This window comes from Streptomyces sp. P17 (genome assembly GCF_032436805.1).
Lineage (GTDB): Bacteria > Actinomycetota > Actinomycetes > Streptomycetales > Streptomycetaceae > Streptomyces.
In genome coordinates this window covers 56,330-72,997 of the sequence record NZ_JAVRBF010000037.1, presented here as the reverse complement: position 1 = coordinate 72,997, position 16,668 = coordinate 56,330, and the positions used below count along the sequence as shown (strand labels likewise).

Here is a 16,668-nt window from a genome sequence, read left to right as displayed (position 1 = left end):
AGGCACCCACGTCATGGCCGCAGTCGCGGAGTTGACCTACTACCCCGTCAAGGGATGCGCGGGGACGGCGACCGGCGAGGCGTTGCTGACGCCGGCCGGGCTCGCCCATGACCGCAGCTTCATGGTCGTCGACGGGAACGGCTCGTCCCGGACCCAGCGGACCCACCCGCACGTGGCGTCGATCACGCCCGGGATCAGCCCGGACGGCGAGTGGATCACGCTCTCCGCCCAGGGATTCGGCGAGGTGCGTGTCGACGTGCTGACGACCGGTGCCCGACGGGACGTGGAGATGCTCGGCTCTCCGTTCAAGGGGATCGACCAGGGGGACGAGGTGTCCGGAGGCCGGCATCCCCGAGTGGGCCAACCGCTGCCAACAGGCGCTGGAGGAGGTCAGGGCCACGAGAACGCAGTAGTCCGCCAGTACCCCGCCGGTCTTCGGGGTGAGGGGGCGCGAACGGGGTACCTGTGCTGTCTGGAGGTCCTGGGCCGTGGAACTCACCGACTGGCTGCTGACCCCGGGTGAACGCGGCAACAGCGCCACACGTCTGGACAGCCGCCGGCCGGGTGGAGCGGCATGGTCGCGCGGGAACCTGGTGCGGCCCCTCGTCCATGGCGCGACGTACTTCCCGGAACTCCTCGGCGCGATCCGTGCTCAGCGTGCCGGAGACCTGCTGCTGTTCACCGACTGGCGGGGCGATCCCGACGAGCGGCTCGACGGGCCCGGCAGTGAGGTCGGTCGCGTCCTGAGCGAGGCGGCCGAGCGCGGGGTGATCGTCAAAGGGCTGGTCTGGCGCTCCCACCTGGACCGCTTCCAGTTCAGTGAGGCCGAGAACCGGCACCTCGGCGAGGAGATCGAAGCGGCGGGCGGCGAGTGCCTGCTCGACATGCGCGTACGGCCCGGCGGTTCGCATCACCAGAAGTTCGTCGTCCTCCGGCATCCCGACCGCCCCGAGCGCGACGTCGCGTTCATCGGCGGCATCGACCTGTGCCACAACCGCCACGACGACGCGGCCCACCGTGGCGACCCGCAGTCGCTGGCCATCGCCGCCGCGTACGGCCCGCACCCCCCGTGGCACGACATCCAGCTCGCGGTGCGCGGACCGGCCGTCGGTGACATCGAGGCCGGCTTCCGCGAACGCTGGAACGACCCGGCGCCGCTCACCCGCAGCCCGCTCGTCCGGCTGCGGGAACTCGCTCACGGCGAGGACACCCGCGCCGACCCGCTGCCGCCCCAGTCACCCGACCCCGCGCCCCGCGGCCCACACACACTCCAGGTCCTGCGCACCTACCCCAACCGGCTGCTGCGCGGCTACGACTTCGCCCCCGACGGCGAGCGCAGTATCGCCCGCGGCTACCGCAAGGCCCTGCGGCGGGCCCGGGCACTGATCTACCTGGAGGACCAGTACCTGTGGTCGCCGCGCGTGGTGGAATGCTTCGCCGAGGCGCTGAGCGCCCACCCCGGCCTGCGCCTGATCGCCGTCATCCCCTCGTTCCCCGAACAGGCCGGCCGGATCACGCTGCCGATGAACCTGATCGGCAGGATCACCGCCCTGGACAGGCTGCGGCGCGCCGGTGGCGGGCGCGTCGCGGTGTACGGGCTGGAGAACCACGCCGGGACACCCGTCTACGTGCACGCCAAGGTGTGCGTGATCGACGACGTGTGGGCCGCGGTCGGCTCCGACAACATCAACCTCCGCTCCTGGACCCACGACTCCGAAATCACCTGCGCCGTCCTCGACGAGACCACGGACCCACGCGAGCCGCGCGACCCCGGCGGCCTCGGCGACGGCGCGCGCGGCTTCGCCAGAGACCTGCGCCTGGAGCTCTCCCGAGAGCACCTGGACATGGAGACCCCCCGGACACCGGACGCCCCCGACCCGCTCTGCGACCCCAGGACCGCCTTCGACACCTTCGCGGAGACCGCCGCCGCGCTGGACTCCTGGCACACCCAGGGCCGCCAGGGCCCACGACCCCCCGGCCGCCTCCGCACCTACCGACCGCCCACCCTCTCGCCCCTCACCAAGACCCTCTGCACGCCCCTGAACCGCCTCTTCATCGACCCGGACGGCCGCCCCTTCGGGCTGCGCCGCCGCAACGAGTACTGATGGGTCGGACGGGTGCGGAATCGCTCGGAACCCTCGCGCGTTGAGGACACTGGGCAGGGGATGCCGGTGGTGTGCGAGCCGAGCCGCCCGAGTGATCGAGCTGACAGACATGGAGGGCCGTAATGGCTGCGCAGACGCAGAGGGCCGTGCTGGCCGGCGGATGTTTCTGGGGCATGGAGGAGCTGATCCGCCGGCTCCCGGGCGTGACGTCGACCCGCGTCGGATACACCGGGGGTGACGTGCCGAACGCGACGTACCGCAACCACGGCACGCACGCGGAGGCCATCGAGATCCTCTTCGACCCCACGAAGACCGACTACCGCACGATCCTGGAGTTCTTCTTCCAGATCCACGACCCGAGCACCAAGAACCGCCAGGGCAACGACATCGGCCTCAGCTACCGCTCGGCGATCTACTACGTGGACGACGAGCAGAAGCGGATCGCCGAGGACACCATCGCGGATGTGGACGCCTCCGGACTGTGGCCCGGAAAGGTCGTCACCGAGGTGGAGCCGGTCGGCCCCTTCTGGGAGGCCGAGCCCGAGCACCAGGACTACCTGCAGCGTTACCCGAACGGCTACACCTGCCACTTCCCGCGCCCGGGATGGCGGCTGCCCGCCCGCGCGGAGGACTGACCGCGAGACCCTCTTTCTGCCGTCCCCGGGCTCAGTGCGGCAGCGTCGCCGGGCTGCCGCCGTTCGCCTCGTAGCCCGCGACCGCCAGCGCCCGGTACACCGCGAACTCCGCGGCCGGGTCCGGGGAGAGCGTCCAGGGCAGGGCGCCGACATGGCCGTCGATGTGTATCAGCTGGTTCATGGCCTCCGCCCAGCGCTCGGCGCGGACCAGGAAGAACACCAGAAGGTGCCGGACGTGCGCCTGCATCGGGTCGTCGGGGCGCGCCGAGTGGACCGCGTGCAGCGCGCCGTGGATCGCCTTCGTGACGACCTCGCTCTGGTAGAAGCCGCTGACCAGGTTGACCTCGGGCAGATGCTCGAAGACCGCGAAGAGGGGCATGGCGGCCAGCAGGGAACCCTGGGGTGCGCGGGCCGCCGCGGCCTCCGCGAAGCCGTACGCCTGCTCTCGCGAGCCGTGCCACTTCTCGCACCAGTAGTGCAGCGCGGCCAGATGGGCGCCCATGTGCGTGGGCGCGCGGTCCAGGATCTTCAGCCAGAGCTGCTCGAACTCCGGCTGCGTATAGGCCAGTCCACGGGCCACCGACAGCTCGACGATGTACGGGATCGGGTCACCGGGAGCCAGCAGCGCCGCCTCCCCGCAGGCCGCCTTCGCCTCCTCCATGATGATCCGGAACTCGTCCGTGCCGGGTGCCGCCGTGCGCCACGCCTGCTGCACCAGGAACTCCGCGTGCACCGCCGCGCCGCCCGCGTCCTTGGGCTGCTCGGCCCGCCACACCCGCAGCCACTGCCCGCCGGGCGTGTCACTGACCCCGCCGGGACGCTGCTGGAGCTCCAGCGAGGCGGCGCCCGCGAAGGCCTGCACCCGCTGCCAGCGCAGCTCACCCTCGGTCTCGGTGCCCGCGAGCAGCTGCGAGGCCGCGCGATGGTCCTGGGTGCGCTGCACCAGGTCCAGCACGTCCAGCAGGTCCTGGTCGGGTCCGGGCATCCGGACGTCCAGCTCCTCCTGCCGTACGAAGCCGTAGTTCGCCGGGTCCGCGGCGTCCGGGTGCCCCGGCGGGACCTGCTCGATCATGCCCCGCCTGCGCCGCATGAACGGCAACACCACAAAGCCGATCATGACCAGCGCCACCAGAAGCCAGAGAATCTCCATGCCACAAGCGTTCCAGACCGCACCGACAATTGGCCAACTCGGTCCACGGCCTGTGGAAAACTCCTCCGTCCGTCATCAGCGCCGTGGGAGCACTACGCTCGTGACCCATGAGCGACAGGCACATCAGTCAGCACTTCGAGACGCTCGCCATCCACGCGGGCAACACGGCGGACCCCCTCACCGGGGCGGTCGTCCCGCCGATCTATCAGGTCTCGACCTACAAGCAGGACGGCGTCGGCGGCCTGCGCGGCGGCTACGAGTACAGCCGTAGCGCCAACCCCACCAGGACCGCCCTGGAGGAGAACCTCGCGGCCCTCGAAGGCGGCCGTCGCGGGCTCGCGTTCGCGTCCGGACTGGCGGCCGAGGACTGCCTGTTGCGTACGCTGCTCAGCCCCGGCGACCACGTGGTCATCCCGAACGACGCGTACGGCGGCACGTTCCGCCTGTTCGCGAAGGTCGTCGCCCGCTGGGGTGTGGAGTGGTCGGTCGCCGACACCAGCGACCTTTCCGCCGTCCGCGCCGCGATCACCCCGAAGACCAAGGCCGTGTGGGTGGAGACCCCCTCCAACCCGCTGCTCGGCATCACCGACATCGCGGCCGTCGCCCAGATCGCCCGGGACGCGGGCGCGCGGCTCGTCGTCGACAACACCTTCGCCACGCCCTACCTCCAGCAGCCGCTGTCGCTGGGCGCCGATGTCGTGGTGCACTCCCTGACCAAGTACATGGGCGGCCACTCCGACGTCGTCGGCGGTGCGCTGATCGTGAACGACGAGGGCCTCGGCGACGAACTGGCCTTCCACCAGAACGCGATGGGTGCCGTCGCCGGTCCCTTCGACTCCTGGCTGGTGCTGCGCGGTACCAAGACGCTGTCGGTGCGCATGGACCGGCACAGCGAGAACGCCACCAAGGTCGCCGACATGCTCTCCCGGCACGCGCGCGTGACGAACGTGCTCTACCCGGGCCTGCCCGAGCACCCGGGTCACGATATCGCCGCCAAGCAGATGCGGGCGTTCGGCGGGATGATCTCCTTCCAGGTCGCCGGCGGCGAGGAGGCGGCCGTCGAGGTCTGCAACCGCGCCAAGGTGTTCACGCTCGGCGAGTCCCTCGGCGGTGTCGAGTCGCTGATCGAGCACCCGGGCCGTATGACCCACGCCTCCGCGGCCGGCTCCGCCCTGGAGGTGCCCGCCGATCTCGTCCGCCTGTCCGTGGGCATCGAGAACGTGGAGGACCTGCTGGAGGACCTCCAGCAGGCGCTCGGCCAGTAACCCCGGCGGTTCAGTAACCCCGGCGGTTCAGTAACCCCGGCGGTTCACCAGCCCGTGAGCGGTGGAGTCACCTCCGACGGTGGCTCCACCCAGGGGCGCGCCATCAGCGCCCACACCACGAACGCCACCGTCGCGGCGAACATCAGCAGCCACATCAGCCGCAGGGCGGCTCTGCGGCGCCGCAGCATCCGGCCGCCGCGCCGGACGGCGTCCGCAGACAGGCCGGGCGGCACCGCCGGGGGCGTGCGCTCCATGATCCGCTGTACGGCGGCCTCCCGTTCGCTCCGGTTCATGACGCCGCCGCTCTCGCTCGTACGACCGCCGGTGCCGGCCCCCGCGGCGGGTGCAGCAGGGTCGCCGTCGCCCGGTCGCAGATGGTCCGTACCCGCTCGGTGGGCAGACCGAGCAGGGCCGCCGTCTGTTCCTCGGCCACCCCCTCGTACAGCCTGAGGACGAGGATCAGGCGTTCCTGCGGGCCGAGGACGGCCAGCGGGCTGTCGGGGTGCGGGCGGGCCCGGCCGAGGCCGCCGTACTGATGCCAGGCCCCGCGCGCGAAGCGGGTGGCCAGATACTGACGGGCGTGGTCGTAGGGATCCTCGCCGCGCAGCCGGTCCCAGCCGGCGTACGTATGGGCGAGGGCGAGCGCCAGCAGGCGCCGCGCGCGTGGGTTGTCGGCCGGTGCCTCCGCCGTGAGCAGCGTCGCGGTGTGCAGCAGCCGGCCCGCCGCGCCCGCGACGAACGCCTCGAACTCCCGGGTCCGGCTGGCGTCCTGGAACGCATGCCGTTCTCGCACCGCGCCTCCCGACTGAGGGCGACCCCCTGAATCGTCGGATCCCGGCCACGTACGGGCGTACGAAGGGGACCCGGTTTCATATGAGGCCAGCAGCGGCCCAGGGTCAAGAGTCCGGCGGTACGCGCGTGCCCGGGCTCAGGAGGCCGAGGCGGGTGTCGGCTCTGCCCCCGGCATGCCGTGCGCGGCCATTCGGGCGGACAGCGCGGTGTTGAAGCGCGTGAGGAGCGTGCAGAACGCCTCGCGCTCCTCAGGCGCCCAGTCGTGTGTCAGCTCGGCCATCAACTGACGCCTCGATGAGCGCACTTCCTCCAGCCGGGACTGCCCGCGCGGGGAGAGCTGGAGCACCACGGCCCGCCCGTCCTCGGGGTGCGAGGTGCGCTTGACGAGCCCGGTGTCGACCAGCGGCGCCACCTGCCGGGTGACGGTCGACGAGTCGATCCCCATGCTCGCGGCGAGCGCCTTGACCCCCATGGGGCCTTCCTTGTCGAGGCGGTTGAGCAGCAGGTACGCGGCGCGGTCCATGGAGTTGCGCACCTGCCCGACCCCGCCGAGCCGGGTCTGTTCGGCACGGCGGGCGAACACCGCCACCTCGTGCTGCAGCGTGTCGAGGAGACCGGTGTCACCGACGGTCGACATGTCCATCGACATTCCAGGTGTTGTGGGCATGGCCGGGGGCTCACTTCATGAAGGGTGCTGGGTTGGGGGACAGGGTACGCGGATGGGAGGCGGGCCGTACCGGCGCTGCGCAAACCGGTCTCGGTGGTTGGTCACAGCGGGAGTCCGCATGTGTGAACTGCGAGACTTGAGTCATGAGCTACCGCAAGGCCGACCTGCTGCCGCCGGTCACGCTCGACGACGTGCGCGGCGCCCAGAAGATGCTCACGGGCGTGGCTCGTGTGACGGCCATGGAGGGCAGCAGACACCTGTCCCAGCTCGTGGGCGCGCCGGTGCACCTCAAGTGCGAGAACCTGCAGCGGACGGGCTCGTTCAAGCTGCGCGGCGCCTACGTCCGGATCGCCGGACTGCTGCCGGAGGAGCGGGCCGCGGGGGTCGTCGCGGCGAGCGCCGGCAACCACGCACAGGGCGTCGCGCTCGCGTCCTCCCTGCTCGGCGTGGACTCGACGGTGTTCATGCCGAAGGGCGCCCCGCTGCCGAAGATCAGCGCCACCAGGGACTACGGCGCCGAGGTGCGCCTGCACGGTCAGGTGGTCGACGAGACACTGGCCGCCGCCGAGGAGTACGCGGCCGAGACCGGCGCGGTGTTCATCCACCCCTTCGACCACGCCGACATCATCGCGGGCCAGGGCACGGTCGGCCTGGAGATCCTGGAGCAGTGCCCGGAGGTGCGCACGATCGTCGTCGGTATCGGCGGCGGCGGGCTCGCGGCCGGTATCGCCGTCGCGGTGAAGGCGATCCGGCCGGACGTGCGGATCGTGGGGGTGCAGGCGGCGGGCGCGGCGGCGTATCCGCCCTCGCTGGCGGCCGGGCATCCGGTGTCGGTGGAGAACCCGGCGACGATGGCCGACGGCATCAGGGTCGGGCGGCCCGGCGATGTGCCGTTCCGGATCATCGGCGATCTGGTGGACGAGGTCCGCACGGTCACCGAGGACGAGCTGTCCACGGCCTTGCTGCTGTGCCTGGAGCGGGCCAAGCTGGTTGTCGAGCCGGCCGGGGCGAGCCCGGTGGCGGCGCTGCTGAGCGATCCCGGCGCCTTCGAGGGTCCGGTGGTCGCGGTGCTGTCGGGCGGCAATGTCGACCCGGTGCTGATGCAGCGGGTGCTGCGGCACGGCATGGCGGCTCAGGGCCGTTACCTGGCCGTACGGCTGCGGCTCACGGACCGTCCGGGCGCTCTCGCCACACTGCTCGGGGTGTTGTCAGTGGTGGACGCCAACGTCCTCGACGTGAGCCATGTGCGCACCGATCCCCGGCTCGGGCTCACGGAGGCGGAGGTCGAGCTGCACCTGGAGACGAAGGGTCCGGTGCACTGCGCCGAGGTCGGCCAGGCCCTGCGCGAGGCCGGATACACGGTCATCGACTGAGGTCGGAGGCGCTCAGTCACTCGTTCGAGCAATTCCGTTGAGAGACGCGATACATCGCGTTATGGTGTGTGTCGTGCCACCCACGCTTACCGAAGAATCCCCGACGACGTGGAGACTCATATGCCAGGCGCCATCCATGCCGAAGGTCTGGTGAAGACCTTCGGTGACGTAAGGGCACTGGACGGTGTCGACCTCGATGTACCCGAAGGCACCGTCCTGGGCCTGCTCGGGCCGAACGGCGCGGGCAAGACCACCACCGTCCGCTGTCTGACGACCCTGCTGCGCCCCGACAGCGGCAAGGCCGTCGTCGCCGGTATCGACGTGCTCAAGCACCCCGACGCGGTGCGCCGCTCCATCGGCCTTTCCGGCCAGTTCGCGGCGGTCGACGAATATCTCACCGGCCGCGAGAACCTCCAGATGGTCGGCCGGCTCTACCAGATGAAGGCGAAGCCGGCGAAGGCCCGCGCGGAGGAACTGCTGGAGCAGTTCGACCTCGCCGACGCCGCCGACCGCCCCACCAAGACCTACTCGGGCGGTATGCGCCGCCGCCTCGACCTCGCCGCGGCCCTGGTGGTCTCACCGCCCGTGATGTTCATGGACGAGCCGACCACCGGCCTCGACCCGCGCAACCGCCAACTGCTCTGGGACGTCATCAAGCGGCTCGTCTCGGGCGGTACCACCTTGCTGCTGACCACGCAGTATCTGGAGGAGGCCGACCACCTCGCCCACGACATCGCCGTGGTCGACCACGGCCATGTCATCGCCCAGGGCACCTCCGACCAGCTCAAGGCCCGCACCGGCGGCGAGCGCGTCGAGGTCGTGGTGCACGAGCGCGAGCACATGCAGACCGCCGCGGAGGTGCTGAGCGGCTTCGGCAAGGGCGAGACCACCGTCGAGGAGCACATGCGCAAGCTCACCGTTCCGGTGACCGGCGGCGCCAAGCTCCTCGCCGAGGTCATCCGTGAGCTGGACACCCGCGGTATCGAGATCGACGACATCGGGCTGCGCCGCCCGACCCTCGACGACGTCTTCATGTCCCTGACGGGACACGCGGCCGAGGCGAACGACAAGGAGAAGGACGAGGAGGCAGTCAAGTGAGCGCCGTCACCGACGCCGTGCCGGTCATGGCACCCGCACACCCGCTCGTCCAGTCCGCCAGGGACTCCCTGGTCGTGGCCAAGCGGAACCTGATCCGGATGTCCAGGATTCCGGAAATGGTAATTTTTGGGCTGATTCAGCCCATCATGTTCGTGGTGCTGTTCAGCTATGTCTTCGGCGGTTCCATGAACATCGGCGGCACCACGGACTCCGCGGTCTACCGCGAGTTCCTGATGGCCGGCATCTTCGCGCAGACCGTCACCTTCGCCACCGCCGGCGCCGGGGCGGGTATCGCCGACGACATGCACAAGGGGCTCATCGACCGCTTCCGCTCGCTGCCCATGGCCCGTGGCGCGGTGCTCACCGGCCGGACCCTGGCCGACCTGGTGCAGACGGCGCTCACGCTGTTCGTGCTGGCGACAGTCGCGCTGCTGGTGGGCTGGCGTACCCACACCAGCTTCGGCGAGGTGCTCGGCGCCTTCGGGCTGCTGCTTCTGCTCGGATACGCGTTCACCTGGGTCGGAGCCCTGATCGGCCTGTCCGTGCGCACCCCGGAGGCGGCCACCTCGGGCGGACTGATCTGGCTGTTCCCGGTCACGTTCATCTCGAACGCGTTCGTGGACTCCAGCCGGATGACCCCCTGGCTGCAACACGTCGCCGACTGGAACCCGTTCAGCGCCACGGTCCAGGCCTGCCGTGAGCTCTTCGGCAACCCCGGCGTCTCACCCTCCGACGCCTGGCCCATGCAGCACCCGGTCTGGGCGTCGCTGATCTACTCGGTCCTGATCATCGCCATATTCCGGACGCTGGCGGTCCGCAAGTACCGCTCCGCCGCGGCATGACGACGCCCCCGGCGTCACAGGGACGCCGGGGGCGCGTCAAGGGCCTACGGGACCGGTGGTCAGCCGCTGTAGGGCTCGGCCTTCAGGATCCGCACCGAGGCCTTCCTGCCGTTCGGCAGCTCGTACTCCGCGTCCTCGCCGACCTTGTGGCCGATCACGCCGGCGCCCAGCGGGGACTGCGGGGAGTAGGTCTCGATGTCGGAGCTCGCGTACTCGCGCGAGGCGAGCAGGAAGGACAGGGTGTCGTCCTCGTCACCGTCGAAGGCGATCGTCACGACCATGCCGGGCGCGACCTCACCCTCCGCGGAGGTCGGCGCCTCGCCGACCTGGGCGTTTTCGAGAAGCTGGGTCAGCTGGCGCACGCGGAGCTCCTGCTTGCCCTGCTCCTCCTTGGCCGCGTGGTACCCGCCGTTCTCGCGCAGGTCGCCCTCCTCGCGCGCGGCCGCGATCTTGGCGGCGATCTCCGTGCGCGCAGGACCAGTAAGGTACGCAAGCTCGTCCTTGAGCTTGTTGTACGCCTCCTGGGTCAGCCAGGTGACGGACTCGCTGGTCTGGGTCACAGGTGCTCCTCGTCGGTACCGGGAATACAAAGCATCGCCCTACCCAGAAGAATGTTCCTTCACGGATGGGCGAAACCACGAGCCTAACAATTCCATGGCGTCAGGGGGAGGACATAAGCCACCAGAATTACGTCAACGCAGGTCAGCGCCTACGTATTGCGGGCGAGCCCGATCCCGGCCCGGCCGCGTCGGGCTGCGTCAATCCGCCTGACAGCCGAGCAGCTCGGCCGTCGTGCCCTCCGACGTCGTACGCAGCGTGACGACCTTGTCGATCCGTGTGGCGTCCCCGTCGAAGCGGAAGTCCGCCCGGCCCACCTCGGCGCCGTTCTCCGCCTGCGAGCGGACCGTGCAGTAGCCGGAGGCGCCTGCGTCCTTGCGGACCTCCAGATGCACCTTCACCAAGGTCTTCGAGAAGTCGTACTTGATGATCTCGGCACTGATCTTGTTCTGGCCCACGTAGTGGTAGCCGAAGTACCCGACCACCGCGAGGAGCAGGGTGCCGAGGACGGCGGCGGCGATCTTGAGACGGCGGTCGGTGGTCTCGTCCGAGGAGCGCCCGTAGCGGCCCTCGGGCGGTCGCGTGCTCACCGTGGTCATGATCGTCCTCTCGGCGGGGCCGGGCCCGGAATTATTCGGCCCCCGATTCGGTCACTATAGAAGCCGCCGTATGCGCCCGTTCACACGGGGGCGCCGACCGACGAGGATTGAGTCTTGACTGACCAGCTGCGACTGATGGCCGTTCACGCCCACCCCGACGACGAGTCGAGCAAGGGCGCGGCCACCATGGCGAAGTACGTGTCCGAGGGGGTGGACGTGCTGGTCGTGACCTGCACGGGTGGGGAGCGTGGCTCCATCCTCAACCCCAAGCTCCAGGGCGACACGTACATCGAGGAACACATCCACGAGGTGCGCAAGAAGGAGATGGACGAGGCCCGCGAGATCCTCGGCGTCAAGCAGGAGTGGCTCGGCTTCGTCGACTCGGGCCTGCCCGAGGGCGACCCGCTGCCGCCGCTGCCCGAGGGCTGCTTCGCCCTGGAGGACGTCGACAAGGCGGCCGGTGAGCTGGTGCGGAAGATCCGCTCCTTCCGTCCGCAGGTGATCACCACCTACGACGAGAACGGCGGCTACCCGCACCCCGACCACATCATGACCCACAAGATCTCGATGGTGGCGTTCGAGGGCGCGGCGGACACCGAGAAGTACCCGGAGGACGAGTTCGGCCCCGTGTACCAGCCGCAGAAGCTCTACTACAACCAGGGCTTCAACCGTCCGCGTACCGAGGCGCTGCACCAGGCGATGCTGGACCGCGGTCTGGAGTCGCCGTACGGGGAGTGGCTCAAGCGCTGGGACGAGTTCGAGCGCACCGAGCGCACGCTGACCACGCACATTCCGTGCGCCGAGTTCTTCGAGATCCGCGACAAGGCCCTGATCGCGCACCGCACGCAGATCGACCCGGACGGCGGCTGGTTCCGAGTGCCGATGGAGCTCCAGAAGGAGGTCTGGCCGACGGAGGAGTACGAGCTGGCGAAGTCGCTCGTCGATACTTCCCTCCCCGAGGACGACCTCTTCGCGGGCGTCCGCGACAATGTCTGACATGAGTGCAAGCGCAAGCCTGGCAATGACCCAGCTGGCCACCCTCGCCAAGGAGATCGACAAGGACAAGGTCACTCCCGGTGTCCTCGGCTTCATCGTCTTCGCGGTGATGGCCCTGGCCGTGTGGGCCCTGATGAAGTCGATGAGCAGGCACATGGGCAAGGTGGCCTTCACGGAGACCCCGGACCCGAAGGCGGACGCCTCCTCGGACTCCGTGAAGGACTAGTGCCGCGACAGGCAACGTTCGCCCCGTCGCGACGCCCGGCACGCGCTCTCTCCGCACCGGCCGAAAGCCCAGTACATCCAGGTACGAGGGCTTCCGGCGGCACGCCGAGAGCACGCACCGGACGCCGCTCCTTGACGGGCAAACGTCGCCTGCCGCGGCACTAGCTCACCGCGCGTGGTCGGTCAGTGGCAGCAGCAGGTGCGCCGACTCCGGCCGTACATGGTCGGAGTGGGCGCCCGACCAGCCGCGCCGGCGGACGTACACCTCCGAGGCGTCGACGCTGACGAACCGGTGGTCGAGGGCATCGCGCGGATACGGCTCACCTGTGCTGCGCATCCGGATGCCGGAGACCGGCGCGGGTGCGGTCCCGATGCCGGCGTGGCCGACCCCCGCCCGTTTCTCGGCGCGCACATGCCAGAAGCCGGTGGCGAGGTCGGCCTGTGCGTAGGTCGCCACGACGGGACCGTGCAGCGGGACCTCGTCGAGCGTGGTGAACAACGTCTCGAAGGCGTCGCGCGGGGCGGCCATCTGGGACAGCAGCATCGAGTCCGCGGTGAACGGCCGGTCCGGCGGCCGGGGCATGCTCCAGCCCAGCGTGGCCGGCCCCTCGGCCGCGCACTGCACGGCCTCGCACAGCACCCGGCACCCGAAGGAATGCCCGACCAGGTGCAGATACTGCCCCTCGCGGTTGGCGAGCACCTCGGGCGCGGCCGGATCGCCGCGGCGGGCGTCCACATACCCCAGCAACTGCCCGATGACCCGGCCCCCGTGCCCGTCCGTGCTCAGGTGTGCGCCCGGTCGCGCATCTTGAAGTACTCGCCCATCCCGCGCCGCTTCCCCGAGGCCCGGCACAGCAGCACGGGCCAAGGCCGCCCCTCGGGCAGCCGGGGGTGGAGCGCCTGCCGGCGCGCGTACTGCTCGGCGGCGAGAGCCAGCAGACCGGCGGCCATCGCGTGGGCGTCCTCGGGCGGAGTGCGCCAGCCGTGTGCGTACACGACCAGGTCGGTGGCCCCGTCGTCGGCCCCCGCAGACCACGCCCCCACCGGACCACCCCCGAACCCCGAAATCGCCCACCCGACCACATTCCCAGCCCCGGACCCCGTCCGCCGGCGAAAGCCGCTGCATCACCGCCCCGCGGTCATCACCGCCACCCCCATGACCTCCCGGGCATGCCGGCTCGGCACCATCCCCAGCCGCCAGGCCTGCCAGCCCGCCTCCAGATTCACGCCCCGTTCCAGGAGGAGCTGATACGCGCCGACGTACTCCTCCAGCTTCTCGTCCCGTACCGCGTGACCACCGCGTGCCAGCTGCGCCAGCTCCTCCTGGGCCACCGCCGTGCCGACCTCGACGCCGCCCGGTGCCGCGTACGGGAGCAGCGTGCAGCGCAGGAAGTGGGCCCAGTCCTCGCCCCGGCGGTCGCCGTAGGACGTGAAGAGACCCAGTGCCTCGTCGCACAGCGCCAACGCCTGCTGGGTACGGGAGTTGCCGGCCTCCACCACCGCGAGCTCAAGGCAGGTCCACGCCTCGCCGTGCGCGACGCCGATGCGCTGGAAGTCGGCCCTCGCGTCCACCAGGAGCTGGCGGGCGAACCCTGAGTTGCGCAGCGATCCCGTCTGGGCCGCGCGCAGGTCGCGTGTCGCCCTCGCCGAGTGGTGGCGGGCGCAGGCCAGGCCGTACACGTCCCGCATACGGGAGAACATCGTGCGGGAGCGCTCCAGTTCGCGTACCGCCTGGTCCAAGTCGCCTGTCTCCTCCAGGGCTTGGCCCAGGTAGAAGATCGTCCAGGCCTCGCCGCGCGCGTCCTCGTTGTCGCGGTGCCGGGACGCCGCCTGGCGCAGGCCGTCCACGGCCGGGGACGGGTCGCCGGCGACCAGGCGGGCCCGGGCCAGTTGGGTCAGCGCCCAGGCCTCGCCGCGTGCGTCGCGGGTACGGCCGTACAGCTCCAGCGCTGTGCGCAGTTCCCGTTCCGCCCGGGGGACGTCGCCCATGCGCAGGGCCAGCTGGCCGAGTTGGAAGTGGGCCCAGGCCTCGCCGTGCACCGACTCGCCCGCCCGGTGCAGTTCCAGGGAGCGGGTCAAGAGGTCCAGGGCCTCGGAGAGGTGGGCCCGGTCGCGTTCCACCGCCGCCAGCGCGTGCATCGTCCATGCCCGGTCCGTGGCCAGCTGCGGGGGTGCCTGCAGGTCCAGTGCCTCCCGCAGCTTCTTCGCCGCCTCCGTCAGCTGGCCCTGGTGGTGCAGGGTGATGCCCAGGGAGCACAGGGCCCGGGCCGCGCCCGCGTCGTGGTGGGCCTCCATGTACAGGTCCACCACCGATGCCAGCGTCGTCCTCGCCTTGTCCAGTTCGCCGAGCTGACGCGCCGCGATGCCCGTGCGCCACTGCACCGAGCGCAGCAGCAGGCCCTGGTCCACCGCCTGGGCCAGCTCGCTGATCTCGCCCAGGCGGTACAGGTCGCCGCGCAGTAGGCAGTAGTCGCACAGCGCGCCCAGCAGTTCCAGCACCGCCGCCTGGTTCACGCTCTCCGCGTGCCGCAGCGCCGAGGTGATGAAGCTCGACTCGTCGTCCAGCCAGCGCAGGGCCTCGTCCAGGGAGGTGAAGCCATGGGGGCTGAAGCGGTCGGAGCGGGTGGACATGTTGCCGTCGACCAGCCGTAGGACCGAGTCGGCGAGGTCGGCGTAGTTGACGATCAGCCGTTCCTGCGCCGAGGTGCGCTCGGCCGGCTCCTCCTCGTCGAGGAGACGGGCGTGGGCGAAGGCGCGGACCAGGTCGTGCAGGCGGTAGCGGCTGCCGCGGACATGGTCGATCAGGCCCGCCTCGGAGAGGGCGACCAGATGGCGGGTGGCCTCCGCCTCGTCCGTCGCCAGCAGCGCGGCCGCCGCCGCCGCGCCCAGCGAGGCCCGTCCGGCCAGCGCCAGCCGGCGCAGCAGCCGCCGGGCCGGTTCCGACTGGTCGGTGTAGCGCAGCCACAGCACGCGCTCCACCGGTTCCACGGGTCCGTACGCGCCCAGGTCGGTGGCCAGACGGCGAGGGGAGCGCGGGCCGAGCGAGGAGCCCGCGATACGCAGCGCCAGGGGGAGTCCGCCGCACAACTGGCGGACCGTGTCGGCGGATTCCGCGTCGTACGGACCGGTCGCATCCTGCGCCACCGCCGTCAGCAGCTCCTCCGCGCCCGCCGCCTCCAGGGGCTCCACCCGCAGCTCGTGCACCCAGGCGGGCAGGTCCCCGGGCAGGACCAGGGGGTCGCGGGCCGTCACCAGGACCAGGCTGTCGGAGCGCTCGGGCAGCAGGGTGCGCACCTGCTCCGGGTCCGAGGCGTCGTCGAGGACGATCGTGACCGGCAGCCCGGTCAGATGCTGGTGGTACAGCTCGCTGAGCCGCTTGACCTGCTGGTCCGGGGAGGAGCGCTCGCGGAACAGCAGTTGCTCGCGGGGTGCGCCCAGGCGGTTCAGCAGATGCAGCAGAGCGTCCCGGGTGGACAGCGGCGGCTCCTCCACCGTGTCGCCGCGCAGATCGACCACGCACGCGCCGCGGAACTGGTCCCGCAGATCGTGCGCGGCCCGTACCGCGAGGGCCGTACGGCCGCTGCCGGGCGCCCCGTGCAGCACGACAACCGTCGGACGGGTCTCGGTGCTCGCGCGGGCCGCCTGCACCCACTGCCGGATCCGCCCCAGCTCCTGGCGTCGGCCCGCGAACGGCTGCTCCGGCTCGGGGAGTTGACCGAAGGACTGCTCCAGCACGCTCCGCCCCCGGGCCGCCGCGCTCTTGTCGGTGCCGCGCAACTGCGGCTTCGCCCCCGTCGACGCGCTCAGCACCCGCTGCTGATCGAGGAACGGCCGAATGCCCCGTACCTCCAGCGCGGTCAGCCACTGCAGCCGCAGCTGCTCGGGACCGCCGGGCTGCCCGGCCGCCCCCGCCCGGTGGTGCGCGGCCGGCAGATGCACCCCGGCCACCTTCACCACCGTCGCCGCGGCGCCCACGACACCCACGGTCACGGCCGCGCCCACCGCGGTGCCCGCGCCGGTGCCGAGGGCCAGGTCGGCGACGAGCGCGGCGAGGCCGGCCACCCCCGCCACCAGCAACGGAGTCCCCCCGCCCTCCCGGGCGTACCGCTGCCCGAAGGTGAGCCGGCCGGCCTCCGTCTCCTCCAGCGCGCGGGTGTAGGCCGCGTACTCCTCGGCCGCCGACTGCGCCATGGCGTCCAGCGCGCCCCGCGCCCGGGACAGCAGCACACCCCCGTCGGTGCGCCCGCCCGAGCGCCGTACCTCTTCCTCCACGGCCCGAGCCAACAGCCGCTCGACCTCCGTCCGATGGCTGTCCCGCATGTCAGGTCCCCCTCCGGCGGCAACTGCGTTCTTGGTCAAGTGT

At 71.1% G+C, this 16,668-nt stretch carries 18 protein-coding genes; 9 read left to right on the top strand and 9 right to left on the bottom strand.

The annotated features are described in order from the left end of the window. The first annotated feature begins 13 nt into the window (after positions 1-13). The 3 genes from RMT89_RS23935 to msrA all read left to right on the top strand — a co-directional run bounded on the left by RMT89_RS23935 (position 14) and on the right by msrA (position 2,740). Positions 14-523, top strand: a complete 510-nt coding sequence (locus tag RMT89_RS23935) for an MOSC domain-containing protein (protein WP_315885825.1) — start codon at positions 14-16, stop codon at positions 521-523. After that, positions 489-2,105: a phospholipase D-like domain-containing protein gene (locus tag RMT89_RS23930; RefSeq protein ID WP_315885824.1), complete on the top strand. Its 1,617-nt coding sequence runs from the start codon at positions 489-491 to the stop codon at positions 2,103-2,105. The genes RMT89_RS23935 and RMT89_RS23930 overlap by 35 nt, the downstream gene beginning before the upstream one ends. Before the next feature lie 122 nt (positions 2,106-2,227). Continuing rightward, on the top strand, positions 2,228-2,740 hold the full coding sequence (gene msrA / locus RMT89_RS23925) for a peptide-methionine (S)-S-oxide reductase MsrA (protein WP_315885823.1): 513 nt from the start codon (positions 2,228-2,230) through the stop codon (positions 2,738-2,740). A gap of 31 nt (positions 2,741-2,771) precedes the next feature. On the opposite strand, the gene RMT89_RS23920 is transcribed toward msrA, so the two are convergent. Further along, complete coding sequence (locus RMT89_RS23920) at positions 2,772-3,890, bottom strand: hypothetical protein (protein WP_315885822.1); 1,119 nt, start codon at positions 3,888-3,890, stop codon at positions 2,772-2,774. Positions 3,891-3,997: 107 nt separating this feature from the next. On the opposite strand from RMT89_RS23920, the gene RMT89_RS23915 reads away from it, so the two are divergent. Continuing rightward, on the top strand, positions 3,998-5,155 hold the full coding sequence (locus RMT89_RS23915; RefSeq protein WP_315885821.1) for a cystathionine gamma-synthase: 1,158 nt from the start codon (positions 3,998-4,000) through the stop codon (positions 5,153-5,155). A 44-nt stretch (positions 5,156-5,199) separates the two neighbouring features. Here the strand turns inward: RMT89_RS23915 and RMT89_RS23910 are convergent, their stop codons facing one another. The 3 genes from RMT89_RS23910 to RMT89_RS23900 form a co-directional block, all read right to left on the bottom strand. Then, a complete protein-coding gene (locus RMT89_RS23910) occupies positions 5,200-5,448 on the bottom strand; it encodes a hypothetical protein (RefSeq protein WP_315885820.1) in 249 nt (82 codons plus the stop codon). After that, entirely contained in the window at positions 5,445-5,948 is a 504-nt protein-coding gene (locus RMT89_RS23905) for a sigma factor-like helix-turn-helix DNA-binding protein (RefSeq protein WP_315885819.1), read from the bottom strand. The genes RMT89_RS23910 and RMT89_RS23905 overlap by 4 nt, the downstream gene beginning before the upstream one ends. 135 nt (positions 5,949-6,083) lie before the next feature. Next, entirely contained in the window at positions 6,084-6,596 is a 513-nt protein-coding gene (locus RMT89_RS23900; protein WP_315885848.1) for a MarR family transcriptional regulator, read from the bottom strand. 161 nt (positions 6,597-6,757) lie between these two features. Here RMT89_RS23900 and ilvA point away from each other — a divergent pair, with 161 nt between their 5' ends. From ilvA to RMT89_RS23885, 3 genes are all read left to right on the top strand, one after another. After that, positions 6,758-7,987, top strand: coding sequence for a threonine ammonia-lyase (gene ilvA / locus RMT89_RS23895; protein ID WP_315885818.1), 1,230 nt, complete (start codon positions 6,758-6,760; stop codon positions 7,985-7,987). 120 nt (positions 7,988-8,107) lie between these two features. After that, entirely contained in the window at positions 8,108-9,085 is a 978-nt protein-coding gene (locus RMT89_RS23890) for an ATP-binding cassette domain-containing protein (RefSeq protein WP_315885817.1), read from the top strand. Continuing rightward, positions 9,082-9,927 carry an ABC transporter permease gene (locus RMT89_RS23885; protein ID WP_315885816.1) on the top strand — a complete coding sequence of 282 codons (846 nt, stop codon included), beginning with the start codon at positions 9,082-9,084 and terminating at the stop codon, positions 9,925-9,927. Before RMT89_RS23890 ends, RMT89_RS23885 begins: the two co-directional genes overlap by 4 nt. Before the next feature lie 59 nt (positions 9,928-9,986). Here the strand turns inward: RMT89_RS23885 and greA are convergent, their stop codons facing one another. Further along, complete coding sequence (greA, locus tag RMT89_RS23880) at positions 9,987-10,487, bottom strand: transcription elongation factor GreA (protein ID WP_315885815.1); 501 nt, start codon at positions 10,485-10,487, stop codon at positions 9,987-9,989. Between the two features lie 198 nt (positions 10,488-10,685). Beyond that, positions 10,686-11,084, bottom strand: a complete 399-nt coding sequence (locus tag RMT89_RS23875; protein WP_315885814.1) for a DUF4307 domain-containing protein — start codon at positions 11,082-11,084, stop codon at positions 10,686-10,688. Positions 11,085-11,219: 135 nt separating this feature from the next. Between RMT89_RS23875 and mca the strand changes: the two genes are divergently transcribed. After that, entirely contained in the window at positions 11,220-12,080 is an 861-nt protein-coding gene (gene mca, locus RMT89_RS23870; RefSeq protein WP_315885847.1) for a mycothiol conjugate amidase Mca, read from the top strand. After that, entirely contained in the window at positions 12,073-12,306 is a 234-nt protein-coding gene (locus RMT89_RS23865) for a hypothetical protein (RefSeq protein ID WP_315885813.1), read from the top strand. Before mca ends, RMT89_RS23865 begins: the two co-directional genes overlap by 8 nt. Before the next feature lie 165 nt (positions 12,307-12,471). On the opposite strand, the gene RMT89_RS23860 is transcribed toward RMT89_RS23865, so the two are convergent. The 3 genes from RMT89_RS23860 to RMT89_RS23850 all read right to left on the bottom strand — a co-directional run bounded on the left by RMT89_RS23860 (position 12,472) and on the right by RMT89_RS23850 (position 16,625). Next, the gene (locus tag RMT89_RS23860) at positions 12,472-13,053 is read right to left on the bottom strand and encodes a hypothetical protein (protein ID WP_315885812.1); all 582 of its coding nucleotides are present in this window, start codon (positions 13,051-13,053) and stop codon (positions 12,472-12,474) included. A 35-nt stretch (positions 13,054-13,088) separates the two neighbouring features. Beyond that, entirely contained in the window at positions 13,089-13,349 is a 261-nt protein-coding gene (locus tag RMT89_RS23855; protein WP_315885811.1) for a hypothetical protein, read from the bottom strand. A gap of 81 nt (positions 13,350-13,430) precedes the next feature. Further along, entirely contained in the window at positions 13,431-16,625 is a 3,195-nt protein-coding gene (locus RMT89_RS23850) for a tetratricopeptide repeat protein (RefSeq protein ID WP_315885810.1), read from the bottom strand. Positions 16,626-16,668 lie beyond the last annotated feature (43 nt).